Genomic DNA, 19,140 nt, shown 5'->3' with positions numbered 1-19,140 from the left:
TTAATCTTGTATCCCCAAATTAAAGTGTCTTATTTATTAAGGTGTAGGTCTGCTAAGTAAGCATATAGACAAAAGTTTTGATCCTAAGTTACCTTCTACTTATAAACACGCATTGCATTTAAGATTGCAATTACTGCGACCCCAACATCTCCAAAAACAGCTTCCCACATAGTTGCTATACCGCCTGCACCTAAAAGAAGGATAATACCTTTTACAGCCATAGCAAATATTATGTTTTGCCACACTATATTACGAGTTCTTCTAGCTATCTTGACAGCACTTACAAGTTTTAAGGGCTCATCTGTCATCAGTACAATATCAGCTGCTTCTATAGCGGCATCAGAACCTAATCCTCCCATTGCAACTCCTACATCAGCCCGGGCCAACACTGGAGCATCGTTTATGCCGTCTCCAACGAAAACTAGTTTTCCGGCAGTAGTTTTTTTGATATCAAGCATTTCCAACTTTTCTACCTTCTCATGAGGCAGAAGTTCTGTATATATTTGATCCATCCCGATTTCATTACCTATTTTTTCACCTGCAGATTTACTGTCTCCTGTGAGCATTACCAGACTTTTAACACCAAGGCTTTTTAATTCTTTTAAGGCTTTTTTGCTGTCAGGTTTTATTTCGTCCGATATTATAATATATCCTGCGTAACTTCCTTCAATACTCATGTGTATTACTGTACCAAAGGTATCTATTTCTTCAAAAGATATGTTTTCCTTTGCCATCAACTTGGTATTTCCAATAACGATGTTTTTTCCTTCAATATTGGCCCTGATACCGTTTCCTGCTACCTCTTCGTAGTTGGAAATCTTAGTTTTATCAACTTCCTTTTCATAGGCCTTAAGTATGGAAAGAGCTATCGGATGGTTTGAGTAGCTTTCTGCCAACGCGGCATATTCAAGGATTTTAGATTCTGTTATGGAACTTTTGCTTGTTATGTTTGTTACATTGAATACACCTTTTGTTAATGTACCAGTTTTGTCAAACACGATGGTGTCTACGTTGTTTAAAGCCTCAAGGAAATTGCCGCCCTTTATTAAGATACCGTTTTTGGAAGCACCTCCAATACCGCCGAAAAAGCTTAGGGGTATGGATACAACCAATGCACATGGGCAGGAGACTACCAGAAAAACCAGAGCCCTGTTTATCCATTCGGAAAATGAACTGCCTGGTATTACGAGTGGAGGTATAACTGCCAGGGCAGCCGCTGCAAACACTACAAAAGGCGTATAATACCTTGCGAATTTTGTAATAAAGTTCTCAGTAACAGCCTTTTTGCTGCTTGCATTTTGTACAAGATCAAGTATTTTTGAAACGGTAGATTCTCCGAAAGCTTTTGTGACATTGATAGTTAGAAGTCCGTTTTTATTAATTGAGCCCGATAATACCTCATCTCCGGGTACAGCATTCCTCAAAAGGGATTCACCGGTTAGTGCGGAAGTATCAAGTGTTGATCTGCCATCTATTACTACTCCATCAAGCGGTATTTTTTCTCCCGCCTTGACAACAATTTTATCCCCTATTTTGACTTGCTCGGGTGAGACCCTTTGTAATTCATCGCCAACCTTTAAATTGGCAAAGTCAGGGCGGATATCCATTAAAGCAGTTATGGATTTTCTTGAACGGTTAACGGCTGCATCCTGGAAGAATTCACCCACCTGGTAGAAAAGCATTACTGCAACACCTTCAGGGTACTCACCTATGGCAAAAGCACCAATGGTTGCAATGCTCATCAAAAAGTTTTCATCAAACACCCGGCCTTTAAGTATATTTTTAAATGCTCTTAGAACTACTTCACTACCCACTAAGAGATAGCTTGCAACGTAAAGGCTTAACTGGGCCCAGAAAGGAAAGTCTATAAAAACGGCAACTGCAAAAAGTAGTGCACCCAAACCAAATGCGGTTCTTTTCAGCCATTCCTTTTTGGTTTTTAAAGTTCTTGCTTCGTTTGGATTTTCATTAGTATTTTCATTGTTAATAATTTGGATATCAGGCTCAATACTTACTGCAATTTCTGCTGCTTGCTGAACTATATCATGTAAGTTGTTTTTATCAATTGCATCTATGGTAAGCTTTTGAGATACGAAGTCCAAGCTGGCAGATTTGACACCATTTATACGGTTTACTTCGTTTTCTATTTTTGCTGCACAATCAGCACAGTGCAGACCGGAAAAGTATATGTACTTCCGGTTAGTTAGTATTTTTTCACTTGCAACCCCCATGTTTACCCCCCCTCTTTCATAGAACCAAATTAACTATTTTTCATTAATATGAACCAGACCTTGGTCAAATATTTGCTTTACATGCTCATCATCAAGTGAGTAAAAACAATCTTGCCTTCCTTTCTGTTTTTTACTAGCCTGGATTGTTTCAGAACTCTTAACTGATGAGATATTGCAGATTGTGTCATGTTCAGCAGCACTGCAATATCACAAACACACATATCGGACTCTGCCAATGCCCAGAGTATCTTAATTCTGGTTGTATCACCGAAAACCTTAAAGAGTTCTGCAAGGTCGTAAAGGTTTTCTTCGCCTGGCATCTTTTCCTTTACTTTATTCACAATGTCTTGGTGTATGACACTGCAATCGCATTTGTCTGCAAAGTTTTTATTATCAGCCATATTTCCACTCCTCTCAACAATATGAAGTATTTTAGTGAATATCATTTTCATAGGTACCATGTGCAACATGAACACTTGAATAATTATTCATATGTTATATTATTATTTTACTATGTCAAATTGATAAAGTCAATATATGAACAGTTGCTCATGTAATAATATAATCATTTATTACCGGCGTTTCAATGCTCTAAATTTATGGGAATTTTCGTTAATCCTAGTATTTTAATATTGAAATAAATATGATGCTGTAATATAATGCTGTAGTGCTGGCAATGGGGTCAGTAATCAATAGCACTTCTTTTTATGCAGCGTCGCATATCAGGTGTAATATATTCCGAAGGGGAGATAAAATTGAAAAAGAAATTCTGGCTTTATGTATTAAGCTGCTGTGCTGCAGTTTTAATGCCGTTGCAGGCTTTTGCCTCTGAGAATGGATCTGTTGTTAATGATGGATTGAGGCAGGTAGAGCAATACAACTTTTCTATCAACATTCTGGCAATGTTACTGATTGGTTTTGGATTTTTAATGGTGTTTGTAAAGAAGTACGGATACAGTGCAACTACCGGGACATTCCTGGTTGTAGGTGCGGGTTTGCCGTTATATCTTTTGCTCCGTTCTACTGGGGTCATATCCAAGGAACCTATTTCGGCAGATAGTATCAATGCACTTCTTTTGGCAGAGTTTGCATGTGCTGCGGCTTTAATTGCAATGGGAGCAGTACTTGGAAGACTGCGTGTCTATCAATATGCTATCCTGGCTATTATAATTGTACCGGTCTATATGATAAATGAATGGCTTGTACTAGATGGTGGTCTTGATATAACAAAAGGATTTTTTGATTCTGCAGGTTCAATAATAATTCATGCTTTCGGTGCTTATTTTGGGTTAGGCCTGACAATTGCACTAACTGCTGCAAATGACAGAGATAAAGCAATTGAAAGCGATGAAACTTCAGATAGATTCTCAATGCTTGGTTCTATGGTTCTGTGGGTTTTCTGGCCAAGCTTCTGTAGTGCAATAGTGCCTCATGAAGATATGCCCAAAACAGTTATAAACACAATATTATCTTTGTGCGGTGCGACTCTTATTACATATATTGCAAGTACAATATTCAGAAAAGGCAAGACATCTATTGCAGATATTGCTAATGCTGCTCTAGCAGGTGGTGTTGCTATTGGTGCGACCTGTAATGTTGTATCGGCACCAGGTGCATTTGGAATAGGTGTATTGGCAGGTACTTTATGTGTTGTTGGGTATGTATTTATTCAGCCCAAACTGCAAGCTATCTTAAAAGGTGTTGATACTTGTGGTGTTCACAACCTGCATGGTATGCCCGGTCTTCTTGGAGGTACCCTGGCAATATTTATAAAGCCTGGTATAATTACAGCCCAAGTGGCAGGAATATTGATTACTGTTGTACTCGCTTTTGTAAGCGGTAGTATAGCAGGATTTATTATAAAAGCCACAGGTAAGAAACAGCTGGTTTATGAAGATAAAGATGAGTTTATAGTTGAGTAAACAAAAAAGTTAAAAGTTGATAGATTTTACACTTTTAATATAAATAAAACTTATAAAAATACATACCTCATAGATAGGTGTTTTGCTGCTTATCCTATGGGGTGTATTTTTTGTGTATAAAAATAGTTGGAATATGTATTGAGTACTGACTTCCTTGATTTTACTCCATTTATCATATATTATGATTAAGTAAATTAGCACTTAAATTAATAGTGAGGTATTTGATGAAAAAGTTAAATTGTTTGATAATTACTTTAATATGCAGCGTATTAATGTTTGCTGGTTGCTCTGAAAATAGCGGATCACAACAAGCAAGCCAAAATCCGCAAAATACCTTGGCAACTGTAGGTTCGATACCAACTGCAACAATTGAGTCTCAGGGTCAACCAACTGCTGATAACAAACATGAAGCTTCCAGCAAGCGGCCTGCTGTAACAAAGAGTCCAGAAGCAGCAAGCGAATGGTACTGGGGTTCTGTTGGTAATGCTAAAATTCATGCAAAAATTGATATTTTAGGTGATAAAGTTACAGGTGTTTATTATTACGACAAGTATAAAACCAACATTAAACTAAGTGGCGAAGTTGATAATAATATAAAGGACATAAAAACTTTACGCTTAACAGAAGATACAGCCAATAAAGGAGAAATCCAGGTTTTATTAAGATCAGAAGATTATTTACAGGGATGCTTTATAACCGATAAAGCTGTCTTACCGTTTTATCTTATAAGAGAAGGAGCAAATATAGCGTCTCCAAAATTACCGGGTAAAGCAGTTAAGAATTATGATGGGCATTGGAATGGAAAAGGAACTAGCTATTTTAGCGGTGCTGGTGCAGAAATTAAGGCATTATTTGATGATTTGATATACTATAAAATATATGCAAATAGCGGTGCCAACTCGGGAGAGTTGGAAGGCGTTGCTATGGTAAAGGGTAATAGTGCCATAACAGTATTTTCTGATATGACATCACAAGAAGATAAAAAGGAAAATGTATTTTACGAATTTACATATAAAAATAATTTACTGCACTTGAAATCCAATGATTATAGTTATTATTGCGGATTTGGGGTTAACTTCGATTCGGAATATACAAAGGAAAAAGTAAAAATTAAAATGCCTACAGCCCAAGAAGTTGGAATTGTAAAGACAAAGGAAATGGATGATGTTTTTAAAAAGCTTGTTGGAAATAAGTATGAAACATTCATAAACTATACTGCATATGCCGATTACTCTGACGTTGAACTGGACGGAAAGAAAGTCAGTGCAGGTGCTTCAATTCTGAGGGGGATGTCAGGATACTGCTTTTATGTTATCTCTGATAAGCATATCTATGCTGCTGTAATTGATGACAGTAGTATTTTATATTATACAAACGATAGCAATTATGCACAAAAGCTGCCTAAACCTATGGCTGACTGGGCTAAAGACAAAAGTGATCTTAGGATTGGTTACAACTTTAAGGAATAAATGAGATTGTAACAAAAATCTTGATTCAGTAATATTATATAACTGAATCAAATCTCATTTTGAAAGGAGATAACTCAATGTCAGATGGTAAATTTTGTGGAGGAATTTTTGATAACGATGAAATACTTTGGTTTATAATTCTTTTCTTACTTATCTTCTACTGCAGACCTAAGTGGGGTTATAGTCCGGTTAGTCCTGTAGAAAATTGCTAATAGAGTTGATGTTGAAAGGAGTGCTTGAAAATGTCTGATGATAGAAGTTTTGGATTTGGCTGTGGAAATGAATGGATATGGATTATTATTCTTATAATTGTTTTTATTTGCCTGTGCCCTGGATTTTTCGGCGGTTATGGCTTTAAGTGCTAAAAATATACATATAAAAGTTAGGGAGGCTGAAAGGCCTCCTTTAAGTTTTGATGTATGAGGAACTATAATTGAAAGTCCATTGTAAAGACTATCGGGACTTTGCTGCTTGCATTGGTAGCACTTTCCTGTGCATAGAAAAAACCAGCTGCTAAATATTGTTTCAAATTATTTGAGCAGCTGGGGAAAACAGGTCATGAGTAAATAGTATGTTTGGCTTCAATATAATTTTCAATTCATAGGACTGATTAAAATTGAAAATTAATATGGATTAATTGTTTAAGTACAACACCACCTAGGTTTTCACAAAGTTTTTTAAAATTAAAAATATCTTATACATATTAAAGGTGATCATTAATTTCATATTTTTATTTCAAAGCTTATCGCAGTTACTATAATTTCATCAAATGGCTGTAGGTGGTGTTGATTAAAAGAAGATCTCCAATGATTAAAATATAACATATAAAACTTCTTTGGTCACCGAAAACTTTGTGCTATTTTCCGCAAAAAACCAACAAAGTATATATGCGTGATACCGCAATTTATCTTTGCGGTATCACGCATATATATACGAAAAGTGACGCTAATCTTACATTTGAAGTGCCAATATGTTTTTAATTGGAAACTGAAATGAAACTTCCAGGCCATAACCTGGTTCTGATCGGAAAGTTGTATTGCCATTAAGAAGTTTTATTCTTTCCTGAATTCCCTGGAATCCAAGATGTTTTGATGTGTCAATTTTTTCGTCCAGGTCAACTCCTATTCCATTGTCACTGTAATAAAGGATAAAATTTCCCTGATCCTGCTTAAGCATAATATCAATGTCTGAAGCTTTTGAATGGGACACTGCATTATTGACCAGCTCTTGAACGACTCTGTATATTGCAAGTGTTTCTTCAAAATCCAGTTGGGTGTTTAGATTAAACACTTCAAAATTAATGTTTATATTTGACTTTAGTTGTACTTTTCTAAAGTAGGATTCCAAAGCACTGGCAATTCCCTGTTCGGATAAGAAAGTAGGGAGCAGCTCGCTGCAGGTTTGCCTTATTAAATATATGTTATTGCTTATATCATTTTCAAGATTCTTAAGCGTTGATACTAAATGTTCCTTTTCAAATTTTCCGCTGTCAATAAGGTTGCTGACAGTTTTTTTGGTTCGTATTATATCCTGCAATACTTCATCGTGCAGGTCGGATGCAAGCCTTTTTCTCTCGTTTTCGGATATTTGAAGGAAGAGCTTGCTGATCCAGATAGGAATATCTTTCTCTTCCTTGAAATCAATTATTTTTTTGGACATTTCATCTATAAGAATAAGGTTTTCATAATATATTGCAGTATACCTGGATAATAATTGTAAAGATAATCTCTCACGCTGGCTGATTTTTGAAGAATGTAAATCAAACCAAAGCAATTTATGTATGTTATTGGCCCTTCCGATAAATACTATATAACCTTTTTCCATAGTAAGGATATCACCTAATTGAAGTTTTAAGGTTTTGTCCTTTAAAAAGTTGTTAGTTGCAGCAATGGCGAATGCATCCATATCCTTGTTATTGGAAAAGTCCAGCTTGGATCCGCAAAAATCCAATATACTTATAGATTTAATTTTTAAAATATTTTTTACTTCCATAATTATAGAGTGTTCCAATTCAGCCATGGTTTGGGCCTTTGATAATTCTGTAATCAGCTTGTCAATTGAAAACTTATTATCATAAAACACGCTTACCATGTCGTCAAATGCACTGCTCAGGTCACCGATTTCATCGTGCGAATCAATGTCTGATCTGACGGACAAATCTCCTTCCTGTACCTTTTTAACAGTCTTTGTAAGTATTTTTAAGGGATTTAGCAGAAATCTAGATATTAAGTAAGAAATAATTATTGCAATGAATATAGCACCGAAAGTGAACAAGGCCATTTCATTCCTGCTATTTTGCATAAAAATATATACTTCCTCAGCATCAATATCTACTGCCAGAAGGCCTATAAATTTTCCGGAATTATTGTTTAAAGGGACATATGTAGCAACATTTGCTCCCCATTGTTTATCAATAGTCAGATCTCCCACATACATTTTATGCTGATCAAAGGCTTGATCTAAGTACTTGTAGGAGACATTTTCAATTTCTCCAGGCAACGAAATATCGCTTCCGCTGTAGTTGAGAGGAAAACCATCTATGACATATATGTTTTTTCCTTCAGTATTTCTTGTCATGATATATATAAACTTAATTCCATAAGTTTTTTTATAGTTAAATAGTTGTGTCCTAATACTTTGGTATTCCGGCATTTCTATAATGTCAGAGTATTCTCTTTTTGGGTCCTTCATAAGCTTTGTGCGGTTTATTACTTTTTCAATCTCGTCCATATTCAATGTGTTTGCAGCAGACTGTGCTACATTCTTTGCTTGAATTCCTATAGTTTGAGATACCAATTTTACAGAGTTTGAGTATAGGAAATACCCTAAAACCGATCCGAAAACCATCATTATAACAGCAAAAGATATGACCATCTTCAATAAGAATTTCAAAATATACCCCCCTTTATAACAACAAAACAAAATATTTCAACTATATTAAAAATCATTTATCTTTTACATTTTTAATATAATATCATTTTAAATATATCATTGAGTAGTATGTAAAAACTGTATAGTATATGACAGAAAATAACTGTATTAGATATTTTATCTTATTTAATATAGCATAAGGTTAACTTGTTATCAACAGTTACAGAAATGAAAGAACAAAATCACGAAGTGTTTTCTAGGCATAAAAAAATCAATCTGATAATGCCGGACTGTGCCATTATTATCAGATTGATTTATAATTAATTCTAATTTTCCTGATTATATGAAAAGCGATTCAGTACTTTTCATATAGCATCAGCAGGAAGATTCGTGATGCTGTTATAAGCATTGCGGGGCCATATTTCAAATTCATAATTGTTTGGAACAATAATAATATTTGCCCTGCGATTCCTTAAAGGATCATCAGATGATAGCTTGATTACTTTTTTGTGAGATCCTGAAAGCTGTATTTTGTGATTTTTAGTGCAATAGAATGCTTTGTTGTTGGAATCGTCGTTAACATTAAAATAATCACCTTTTATAACGATGGTACCTGCTGTTAAAATGCCTTCATGATCTACAGCTGTAGCAAAAATGAATCCTTTGCCTACTATGAGCTTTCCTTCTTCCTTTGTCATTATTAATGAATCGTTATAACCTGGCTGGCCGAAGTTTAAATCATTCAAGATTTCCAGGGTACCGCCGTTTATATTGAGCGAACTTCCTGAACTATTGATAAGTGTTGATGATTTAAATACAAGGCTTCCGTTTATGTATAGTCTATAGCCCTTCAGGTCCAACGAAGTATCTTCCATGCTATACCAGCCGCTTGGTTCATAGCATGTTTCGGCATCACTTTCTAGATAAATTGCTTTAGTTTGGTTTTCAGGTGTAGCAGAAAATATATTGCTGAGTTTCATAATATCATTCATATTAATAACTCCGTCTGAATTCAAGTCAGCATCCTTATTATAAGAAGTGCTGGACGATGTGCGTCCGAAATTACTCGATACCACAATAATATCAGCGATATTTACTATTTCATCATTGTTCAAATCTCCCCAGTGTATTACTTCGGGTTTTGAAAGAGAGCCAATACTAAAGTTCCCAATCAAGCTTAACCTGTAAACCTTTGGCATATATTTGCTATCCGGTTTATAAACCTTTAAAGTGTACTTGGTATTTGTGTTAAAGCTCAGCTTAAAGTATCCTTTTGGGTTTGTGGCAGTTTCCACGACTGGGTTTGAATTGTATCCTTCATACACATCAATTTTGAAGTCATTTCGTGCTTCATTTCTATCACCTTTAAACCAGCCTTCAATTGTTACATTGTAGTTTTCAGGTGTATTGGTAGGTTGAACAGTGGCTGAAGATAATGGTGTAAAAGTAGGTGTTGGTGTAGATGTGGGAGTAAGTGTAGATGTAGGTATGTATGTTGGTGTGATTGTTGGAGTAGATGTTGTAGATGTTGCGGTATATACTGCAGTAGATGTTGCAGAAGATAATATGGTTGTTGTTGGTGTAGCAGGAGCAGATGCTAAAACTGGTGTAATATTTTCGGGTATATATTTTGGTGCAGACGTAGTACTGTTGTTTTGATGAGTAGTAGCTGGAGTAGCCGGTTCATTCAAAGAATAAACTGTGTTATTTTGTTTGTATGTTGGCAAATTGATAGGGTGAAGAAATTGGGATGTAATTAGTAACAAATAAGCAACGGGTATTATTTTTTTTCTTAGCTTAATCATGACATACTCCTCCTTGGTTTGTTGTATAGTGTAGTGTTTAAATACTGTTCAATTGCTACGAATTTTTGCTGTAATTTATGTGCGACTGGTATGCAATATTAAAAGATTAGTCTAAATGTATGATTCTAAATTTCCACCTCCTTAAAGCTTTATAGTTTCAAATATAGAAAATTATGGATTAAATACCAAATAATCTATTGGTATTATACTAACATATATTGTACAAAAATGAAATTGCCAAAATAAACAAATTTTTGCCAAAATTGTACTGTGATTTTTATTTAGTTTGCATAAAAAGCAAAAAAATCAATAGTTTACAAAATAAAATTACATATAATGCCATTTTAATATAATTTAATGGACATAAATAAAACAAGACCCCTGTTTTTATTAAGGCAGGAGTCTTGTTTTTGATGAGAACTATATGTTAAAAACGTATTATTTAATTTGTTCTATTTTATAGCCATCCTTTAATTGTGTAGCTATACCATTATCGCCAATCATATGTGCCGCACCTACAACTACAAAATATGTTTTTCTTGAAGGATCAGCGAGGTATTCCTTTACCTTTTTAGTCATGTTATCATTTCTGGTAATTATGAGCTTTTCATTGAATTCCTTCATTTCTTCTGAAATATCATTTTCTAATTCCAGCATTTTTTCCAGATCTGAAATATTTCCTTCTTTCCATGCTTTCAACATATCCTTTAACACATCTACCTGCTCATCGGCTGACTCTTCTGAACCTAATATTCCAGTTAAGTATTGAATTTGGAGTTCCTTTGAAAAAGAATCGAATAGATCTATCTGGAATTTGAGACCTTCAATCTCAAGTATTTCTTTTTTGCCTGTGGCTTTTGATGTAAAGAACAGGTCTACTCCAAGGGATGAATCCATGTTGCTGCCTGACAGGACTAAATTTTGTGCAATAAGTGCAGCAGCCCAGGGCTTGTATTTTTTGGCTATTGCCTCTGGAATACCATTAGATTTTGCCAAATCAATAAAGCTATCGTATATTTCTTTTGAAACATTTTTATCCAGTGAATCTTCATCCTGATACACCATCTTTTGCTGCATGTACTCAATAGCATCAGCCTCGGTGGATTTTACCAAATCCAATTCAAGAACAAGTGAGTCAGATTTTTCAAATGCATTTAGTATATCTTTGGACATAGGGTATAATGAAGGATCAGCAATATGTATTGAACCAAGTAAATAAATTGAACTATCCTCATCACTTACTTTCCAGAAAGGTCCTTTGGAGGCTTTACCGGCTTCATATATGGAAAATTCATATGCCCTGCTGGCAATAACCATGATTTCCTGTCTTGTACAAGGTAAATTGAGACCTAATAAGCTATTTGTTTTACCTCTTAAAATATTCTTTGAATAAATATACTTTACCATATCACATAATGAAGCGGTTAATTTGCCGGCATCCCTATGGTTAAGTTTTATATCAGCTTTAAAATTGAAGCTTGGCTGTGCGGCTCTTATAGCTTTATAAATAACTGTTGTTACATCCAGTCTTGTTGCTGCTTTCTTTGGTTCAAGCTTGCCTTTTCCTTCAACTATTTTGATTGAATAAGCTTTTAAAATTGTCTCACTGTTTGCATCTGTAAAAGGACTCTTTTTTACAGGCACAATTGCTTTGCCGGTAAGCTTTTCATATAGATTCACACCTATATCGAATAGTTCCTCTTTGTTTACATTGGACTGGTATTTTGATAAAAATTTCTTATCTACAAGACCATATAAAGATGACCATTTAACTCCCTCAGCAGCCCATGTGCTGGGTTGTTCAACCGTATCAGACATCGGTTGGATTTGCTCTGCTGCAAAAACATTGATTTGCAGAGTCAAAACCATAACCAGTGACAATAATACAAATCTTACTTTTAATATTCCTTTCATTTGAACTACATCTCCTTTTAATTATTATAATCATTCATTAGGTAGTTTTTTAATTTGCACTTTGGCAGTAAAGTTTGTTGGCTTTAAGAGATAGAATATCAAATATAATAGTGAAGTATAAAGATAAATATCTTTCAGATCAAAAGCCCACGTATTAACATAGAAGTAATTGATACTGCCTCTTAAAACTATCTTATCGATAAGTGAACAAATGCTACCTGAAATGAACATGGCAATGATAACTCTTATATGTAGATTCATATATCCTGTTTTTATAAAACGATAATAAATATAAAACAGGATAGTTAATATAAATACATTGAGTATAATAAGAGTTGGTGTATTGATGCCAATATTGAATTGGGTTTCAAATTCTGAGATCTGATCCCTGTTTATTGTAGGGGCAATTCCTAAATAACCTCCCAAAAACTTAATATGTGTATTTATAAAGTTAAAATACATTATGGTTTTAATTGATAAATCAATGATAACCAACAGTAATATTATCGTCATAGATTTGTTCAGCCTTTATTGTTTTATTATAAATATAACATACATAATGGGATTAGTCACCGCAATAACTGTGTTATTTTCCGCAAAAATAACAGTAATTTTTTGCGTGGTTCCGCAAACATATTTGCGGTGATTTTGAATGAAACTTGTGCTAAACTATATTAAAATAATAAATTTATTAAAAAATAGTTTCATAGCCATTAACAAAATTTTTGAGATGAGGACTTATAATGATTACGGTTTTACTTGTTGACGATCATAAATCAATCCTTTCAGGAACAAAACTGCTGCTTGAGAGCCATGGCATGGAGGTTGCCACTTGTTTTACGGGTGCCGATGCTTTGGAGGTTCTTTCCAAGCAAAGCTTTGATATCTGTATTTATGATTTAAAAATGCCGGATATGGATGGTTTGAAGTTAACTAAAAAGACATTGGAAATTTATCCTGATCAAGTTGTATTAATTTATTCAGGTGAAGATATTTCTTCAAACTTTAATGTGCTTATAAAATCAGGTGTTAGTGGCATTGTTGACAAGGCTTGCAGCGATAAGCATTTTATTGCTGCCATTAATATGGCTCTGGAAAAAATGGTAGTGCTGCCGCTTGAGCTGGTAAAAAGCCTGCAGGTAACAAATACAAGCAATCAGCAATCAGTTGAAAATACTAGGATTGAATGTTTGAATCAGCAGGAGATAGACGTTCTATACTTAGCTTCTAAAGGGAAAACAAACAAGGAAATTTCTGATGAATTAAATCTTGCACAGAGGAGCGTTGAGTATCATCTAAGTCATATTTATAAAAAATTGAATGTGACATCCAGGGTGCATGCAATACGAAAAGCAGTAGAGTTGAATCTTATCCATCCTTGAACCTATATCGAAAGTGATAAATCTAATAAAACTTTCAGGATTGATTTTGTTCTGTAGCACAAAATTATCTGGAAAAGTATCTTAACTGAGGTTATAATAATAAAGTATTCCCAAAAATATTATAAAAAAACAATTAATACTTAATATTTAGGATTAAGGGGTAGGAATGATGAGTCTTCTTAAAGATCTTTTTAGTGATTATAACTACATTAAGATATGTTTTCTATTAGCTTTTCTTGTAGCACTGGTTTTATCGCTCAAAGCTTACATTTTTGAATTTTTGGAATCCATGGGGGTTGTAGAAAAATCAGAAAGAGTAAGTTTATTGCGAAGGATCGGTATAATTAACAAGTTTGGAAGCAGATTAGGCCGTATAGCACAATGGGTTAGGGAAACAAAATTTATTAAAGATCTGTGCATTATTTTGTTGATGGTTGTTGCAACTAGATTAATCATGTTTCTAATGGCTTTTATGGGTTGGATGATTACAAAAGATGAATCTATTGGTTTCTGGTCAAGTATGGAAATGATGTGGAACAGATGGGATGGCGGTCACTATCTGTACATGGCGGAACACTGGTATACCAATGATATGTCCACTGATAAGAGGTTTCATCTGGTGTTTTATCCACTATATCCTGTTTTGATAAAAGGTGTATACTTCTTTGTAAGAAATTATTTCTGGTCGGCTATGATCGTTTCAAATGTCAGTTTGTTTGTAGGAGCTACTTATCTCTACAAGTTGGTGAAACTTGATCATGAAGAAGCTTTTGCTTTCAGGGCTGTAAAATATATGCTCATATATCCCATAACCTTCTTTTTATCTATAAATTTCAGTGAAAGTGTATTCTTTACCCTTTCAATTATGACTGTCTACTACTTGAGGCGGCATAAATGGTTTTTAATGGGATTATGCGGTATGTTTGCAGCGGTTTCGAGAAATTTTGGCATAATCCTTCTAGTGCCTGTGGTTGCAGAGTTCTTATTGTATATTGGAAATGCCTATAAAAACAAAAATGATGGGCATTTTGTTAAAAGAATGTTAAATGGATTGAATATACTTTTTCTGCCAGCAGGATTTTCATTGTACCTGCTTCTTAACAAAGTAATATCAGGAGATTGGTTTACGTTTTTAAGGTATCAAAAGGAATACTGGAGCCAATCTTTTGGCATGTTTTATGACAATATTAAATCTACTTTTGTAAATGCTATACCTGGAGTAAGTACCTGGGGAGCTGCTGATAGAATCTCCTTATGGGTACCTCAGGCATTTTCGATTGCCTTGGTTTTTGTTTTGGTGATTTATGGCATAAGGAAAATAAGAAACTCATATTCCTTGTACATGCTTGCATACATTACTATAGCTCTTTCGCCCACGTGGCTTCTAAGCGGCTCAAGATACCTTATGTGTATTTTCCCGATGTTTGTTATATTTGCATGGTTGTCGAGGAAGAGAATATGGGATTTTGTCCTGACTTATGCATCAATCATACTTCTTGCCTATTATGCCTTTAGCTTCTCATGCGGGTTTGGAAGAATGATGTAGGAAAAGTTTATTAAGGTCACACGGGTTATGCTCATGTGGCCTTTTTTAATTTATTTGGTTTGAAAGAAGGAAAGTTTTGGAGTTTGTTAAATAATTGACATGTCCGGATAAAAAAGATATGATGCGGCTCTACTATTTTCACTTGCTCGATAAACCGACAAGAGTAAAATTATTGGATATGCGGAAGCAATATATTTAGCAGATTTGAACAAACGCCATTTGTTCCCAATATTCCTGAGTTAAGTGTCTGTATTAGTTTCATTAACCCTCCTAAAAATTTCATAATTATGCGAATAATATTATGTTTATAAAAGATAAATCACTTATAATATATATATATATTAATCTTATTAAAGGGGGCATGAGAATGAGCAGGATAAAGGTAGCAATTGTTGATGACGATCACAGTTGGATCAATGCAATGGTAAGTTTCTTGAAAAGGCACCTGGATATAGACATAGTGGGAACAGCTGAATCAAAGTCTGAAGCTATAAACATAGTAAAAAGTGTTGAAATTGATGTACTGCTGATGGACATAAATCTAAATGGAAATATGTGCGATGGTATATATGCTGTTTCGGAAATCGTTAATATAAAGCCTTTAAAGGTAATCATGCTTACATCTTTGAATAGTGATGAAATAATCAGGGATTCATTTACTGCTGGTGCGATTAATTTTGTTTTAAAGGACAACTATGAAGATATACCTACTCTAATAAGAAAATGCTTTAAAGATAAAACACCCATTGAAGTAGTTCTTGAAGAGTATAAAAAATTTAAGAGGGACGAACAATTAAAGGATCTTACCAGTTCTGAGAGAGAAGTATTTTCATACCTTGAGAAAGGCTATACATATACACAAATACAGGAGACACTCTTTAAGTCTCACAATACTATTAAAACTCAAGTTAGGAGTATATTGTCCAAAATGAATGTGAAATCATATAAGGAAGCTATAAAGAAAGTCAGAACAGGTGGTTTAAGAATAGGTTGATTTTAATGACTTTAATTTGCTTAAAACTTTTAATTCCAGAATTCTATACGAAGGGAAGGACAGAATAACAGTTGTACCTTTTCCTTCGTTGCTTATTATATCTAGGCTGCCGTTGTGTTTGCCCATTACCAGATAGCAATATGAAAGACCCAAGCCGAAGTTAAGGTGCTTGTCCTTAGTTGAAAAGTAAGGTTCGAAAATGTGGGATAAAGTGTCGCTATCAATACCTGGGCCGTTATCGGCAATATTAACATTGATTGCGTTTTTGCTTCTTTCTATGGATATTGCAATTTCTCCGTTACTTACTATAGCTTCACATGCATTATTTATTATGTTGGATAGGGTCTCCAGCATATGGAACCTATCACACTTAATAATCGCATCATACCAGTAGTTTTTAATTATTCCGATATCTCTTTCTTTAATGTTGCTGTTGGAATTGTTTAAAGCATCATCTAGCAGTGAAATCAAACCATTACCGGTCTCTTCCAAAGTTATTTCTTTGGAAAAACTCTGAATACGTTTTATCATGCTTTTAAGGTAGCTGACTGAGTTGTCTATAACCTCCAGATTATTGTTTATATCATCAATATCAGGGGGCTCATTGTTTGCAGATGATCTTATGTTAGATGATGACATTGCAATTTTTATTACTTCGTTCTTCAAAGAATGATTAAGCATTTCTATTCCTGAAGAAATACTTTTTATGGAAGTTTCCAGACGCTGCTTGTAAAATACAAGCTTTACTCCCATTACTCCATACTTGACTCCAAAGTAGAGAAAAAAACCAAAAAGAACCATCAGTACAGGGTAATTAAATTTCCATGCCCATAGAAATCCTAATGATCGTAAAAGCATATAGTTCATTGAAGAGGAGATAATAATCGGAATAACTATGGCCAGAGTAAATTTCTTTTGAAGCTTAAGCCTGGGGCGTATTTCCTTGCAGGTTGAATATATCATTATACCACCTGCTCCAAATAGATAAGGTATTGTCCAGATAGAAAGTATCCTGAAATAACTAATCAATTCTTCTCTTGTTTTCCAGTCGTTAGGAGTAATCGGTAAAAACAAAAAAGAACAAATTACAGGTATTGCAAGCAGTAAACCGGCCATAAACTGTTGCTTGGGTTTGGCCATACCGTGAAAACTTATTGCGTACATTACAACACAGTAAGGAATTACATACTGGGGTATAGATGTGCAAAAGGCATTTACCAGTTTTAAATTGTTATATGTTTTTTGTGTTATGGAAATATTGTTTTTTATTAAAGGAAGGATGACATTGTCCCATTCTACACTAAAAGCTGCTAAAAATGCCAGAAATGAGATTGCAATAATCCACCTTGAAGATCCGGTCTTTCGATCGGCTACAAATACTATAAAGGCCAATGTAAAAAATATTATTAGTAATGCAAGCAATTTTTAATACCTCATTCAAATTAAATATATTATTATTATATATCTTTTCTATTTGTTGGCAACCACAATTTGTCAAAAAACGTTGAATTATGTGACAGTTGGATTATTATTGAAATCAGTTAAACAAAATGATATTATATAGGAAATATTACATTATAAGCTAGATTGTAGAAAGAGATTATAGTTAAATTATAATTACCAGCAATGACAAATTTGATGAATAAGGTTGGTGAATTATGGGGGAGATAGCGTATACAGGTGCAAGCTCGGGTAAGGGTCGTAAGATATACATAGTAGTAAAAGAACTTAGTAAATGTGAAGATGAAGAAAAAAATAAAAAGATGGCTGAGGAAATAAAGGAGAAATGTGCGGGCAAAACTACTGCCCAAATCAGAGAAATACTTAAAGATGTTAAGGGAATTGAAAAACTACCGGAAGCAGAAATGGAAGCATTAGTCGCTGATCTGGCAGATACTGTGGGATTAAGTGGAGCTAGAACTGAAATATATAAAAATTTACGAGAAGAAACTCAAAGAAAACTAGAAGAATTGTTGAAAATAGCTAATGATCCAAAGAATAAAACCCTATCAAAGGCGAAATTACGGCCAGCATTTTCAACGAGTTATAATGTAATCACAGGAAAATACTATTACGCAAGAAACCTAACTAAAGAAGAAGTAGCTAAAGAAGAAATAATATATCATCCTTATGTAAAAGAAAGAACATTGAATATGGATAAGGAAATATATGAATCATATAAGGACATGACAATTGCACCAGGCTCTCATGCAGAATGCCTTTCATTAAATGAATCTATGCTAGATCAATTCTGTATGGAAAATAATATAGAGAGAAGTGCTCTTACGCAAGAACTTATAGATAAGGTATATAAAGAGTCTCCAAATTCATTTAATCAAAAGCCAAGTGATACAGTTATTAATGTAGTGAATTCATATCCTTTGAATAAAGTTGATCTTGAAAAAGCTGGAAGGCCAATGCCTAGATGTCCGCATTGCAAACATATTACATTGAATTCTGATGTACTTGATGAGGTTTTGCAAGCAGAAAGAGAAATGTATAGCAAAAGGTTTCCACTTTTAAAATTTGATAAATAGAGGTGAATATATTGAACATATTATCTAAAGAAGAAATTTTAAGAAAAGGAAAAAATTTATTAACTGAACTAGGATATGATCCTTTAGTAGGGCTTACTGTTGAGATGGACACCGAAGCACCATATAATGGAATAGGATATACATTATTTGATAATAATGAAATTGAGACATACTCATTCTATGTTAATGGTATACAAGATATTCAAAACGTGGAGTTTTATTTTGATGGAAAGTTAAAGGCATATTGTGATTTCAAAAATGGGTTAGTTGATGGAGAACTCATCGAATGGAATGAGGAAGGAATAAAAACCTATTGGGCAGAATTTGAAGCTAATGTCAAAAAAAAGTTTAAGAAATGGAATGATCAAGGTGAATTAATAGATGAAAAAAAGGAACCCACTAAAGAAGATTTAGATAAAATAATGAAAATAAAAGGCGAAAAGTGAGCTTAAATATGAAGAACTTTAGT

At 34.1% G+C, this 19,140-nt stretch carries 14 protein-coding genes and 1 pseudogene; 8 read left to right on the top strand and 7 right to left on the bottom strand.

The features are described 5' to 3' along the window. Positions 1 to 95: 95 nt before the first annotated feature. Positions 96 to 2,231 carry a heavy metal translocating P-type ATPase gene (locus tag Bccel_RS22480; protein ID WP_036935649.1) on the bottom strand — a complete coding sequence of 712 codons (2,136 nt, stop codon included), beginning with the start codon at positions 2,229 to 2,231 and terminating at the stop codon, positions 96 to 98. Positions 2,232 to 2,264: 33 nt separating this feature from the next. Beyond that, positions 2,265 to 2,632 (bottom strand): annotated as a pseudogene (locus Bccel_RS22475) (ArsR/SmtB family transcription factor). Positions 2,633 to 2,986: 354 nt separating this feature from the next. On the opposite strand from Bccel_RS22475, the gene Bccel_RS22470 reads away from it, so the two are divergent. The 3 genes from Bccel_RS22470 to Bccel_RS32205 all read left to right on the top strand — a co-directional run bounded on the left by Bccel_RS22470 (position 2,987) and on the right by Bccel_RS32205 (position 5,987). Continuing rightward, positions 2,987 to 4,153, top strand: coding sequence for an ammonium transporter (locus Bccel_RS22470; protein ID WP_036935653.1), 1,167 nt, complete (start codon positions 2,987 to 2,989; stop codon positions 4,151 to 4,153). Between the two features lie 224 nt (positions 4,154 to 4,377). Continuing rightward, the gene (locus tag Bccel_RS22465) at positions 4,378 to 5,622 is read left to right on the top strand and encodes a hypothetical protein (protein ID WP_050753744.1); all 1,245 of its coding nucleotides are present in this window, start codon (positions 4,378 to 4,380) and stop codon (positions 5,620 to 5,622) included. A gap of 242 nt (positions 5,623 to 5,864) precedes the next feature. Next, positions 5,865 to 5,987 carry a hypothetical protein gene (locus tag Bccel_RS32205; RefSeq protein WP_276326123.1) on the top strand — a complete coding sequence of 41 codons (123 nt, stop codon included), beginning with the start codon at positions 5,865 to 5,867 and terminating at the stop codon, positions 5,985 to 5,987. Positions 5,988 to 6,573: 586 nt separating this feature from the next. On the opposite strand, the gene Bccel_RS22460 is transcribed toward Bccel_RS32205, so the two are convergent. The 4 genes from Bccel_RS22460 to Bccel_RS22445 form a co-directional block, all read right to left on the bottom strand. Beyond that, complete coding sequence (locus Bccel_RS22460) at positions 6,574 to 8,514, bottom strand: ATP-binding protein (RefSeq protein ID WP_036935655.1); 1,941 nt, start codon at positions 8,512 to 8,514, stop codon at positions 6,574 to 6,576. A 344-nt stretch (positions 8,515 to 8,858) separates the two neighbouring features. Continuing rightward, on the bottom strand, positions 8,859 to 10,298 hold the full coding sequence (locus tag Bccel_RS22455; RefSeq protein WP_036935657.1) for a dockerin type I domain-containing protein: 1,440 nt from the start codon (positions 10,296 to 10,298) through the stop codon (positions 8,859 to 8,861). Positions 10,299 to 10,736: 438 nt separating this feature from the next. Then, positions 10,737 to 12,212, bottom strand: coding sequence for a TraB/GumN family protein (locus tag Bccel_RS22450; RefSeq protein WP_036935659.1), 1,476 nt, complete (start codon positions 12,210 to 12,212; stop codon positions 10,737 to 10,739). A gap of 30 nt (positions 12,213 to 12,242) precedes the next feature. Continuing rightward, positions 12,243 to 12,725, bottom strand: a complete 483-nt coding sequence (locus Bccel_RS22445) for a signal peptidase II (RefSeq protein ID WP_036935661.1) — start codon at positions 12,723 to 12,725, stop codon at positions 12,243 to 12,245. A gap of 230 nt (positions 12,726 to 12,955) precedes the next feature. Between Bccel_RS22445 and Bccel_RS22440 the strand changes: the two genes are divergently transcribed. From Bccel_RS22440 to Bccel_RS22430, 3 genes are all read left to right on the top strand, one after another. Then, positions 12,956 to 13,594, top strand: a complete 639-nt coding sequence (locus Bccel_RS22440; RefSeq protein WP_036935663.1) for a response regulator transcription factor — start codon at positions 12,956 to 12,958, stop codon at positions 13,592 to 13,594. A 166-nt stretch (positions 13,595 to 13,760) separates the two neighbouring features. Beyond that, positions 13,761 to 15,140 carry a hypothetical protein gene (locus Bccel_RS22435; RefSeq protein WP_152966072.1) on the top strand — a complete coding sequence of 460 codons (1,380 nt, stop codon included), beginning with the start codon at positions 13,761 to 13,763 and terminating at the stop codon, positions 15,138 to 15,140. Between the two features lie 367 nt (positions 15,141 to 15,507). Beyond that, entirely contained in the window at positions 15,508 to 16,134 is a 627-nt protein-coding gene (locus tag Bccel_RS22430) for a response regulator transcription factor (RefSeq protein ID WP_036935665.1), read from the top strand. Here Bccel_RS22430 and Bccel_RS22425 read toward each other — a convergent pair. After that, the gene (locus tag Bccel_RS22425) at positions 16,120 to 17,556 is read right to left on the bottom strand and encodes a sensor histidine kinase (RefSeq protein WP_036935667.1); all 1,437 of its coding nucleotides are present in this window, start codon (positions 17,554 to 17,556) and stop codon (positions 16,120 to 16,122) included. The two genes, Bccel_RS22430 and Bccel_RS22425, sit on opposite strands and share 15 nt — an antisense overlap. 236 nt (positions 17,557 to 17,792) lie before the next feature. Here Bccel_RS22425 and Bccel_RS22420 point away from each other — a divergent pair, with 236 nt between their 5' ends. After that, positions 17,793 to 18,671 (top strand): YwqJ-related putative deaminase, encoded by an 879-nt coding sequence (locus Bccel_RS22420; protein ID WP_036935669.1) that lies wholly within the window; start codon positions 17,793 to 17,795, stop codon positions 18,669 to 18,671. A gap of 11 nt (positions 18,672 to 18,682) precedes the next feature. Further along, complete coding sequence (locus Bccel_RS22415; protein WP_036935671.1) at positions 18,683 to 19,117, top strand: toxin-antitoxin system YwqK family antitoxin; 435 nt, start codon at positions 18,683 to 18,685, stop codon at positions 19,115 to 19,117. The last annotated feature ends 23 nt before the right edge of the window (positions 19,118 to 19,140 follow it).

The sequence above is a fragment of the Pseudobacteroides cellulosolvens ATCC 35603 = DSM 2933 genome (assembly GCF_001262605.1).
Lineage (GTDB): Bacteria > Bacillota > Clostridia > Acetivibrionales > DSM-2933 > Pseudobacteroides > Pseudobacteroides cellulosolvens.
Note: the sequence above shows the minus strand (reverse complement) of the source record. Positions and strands in the feature narration are given on the sequence as shown.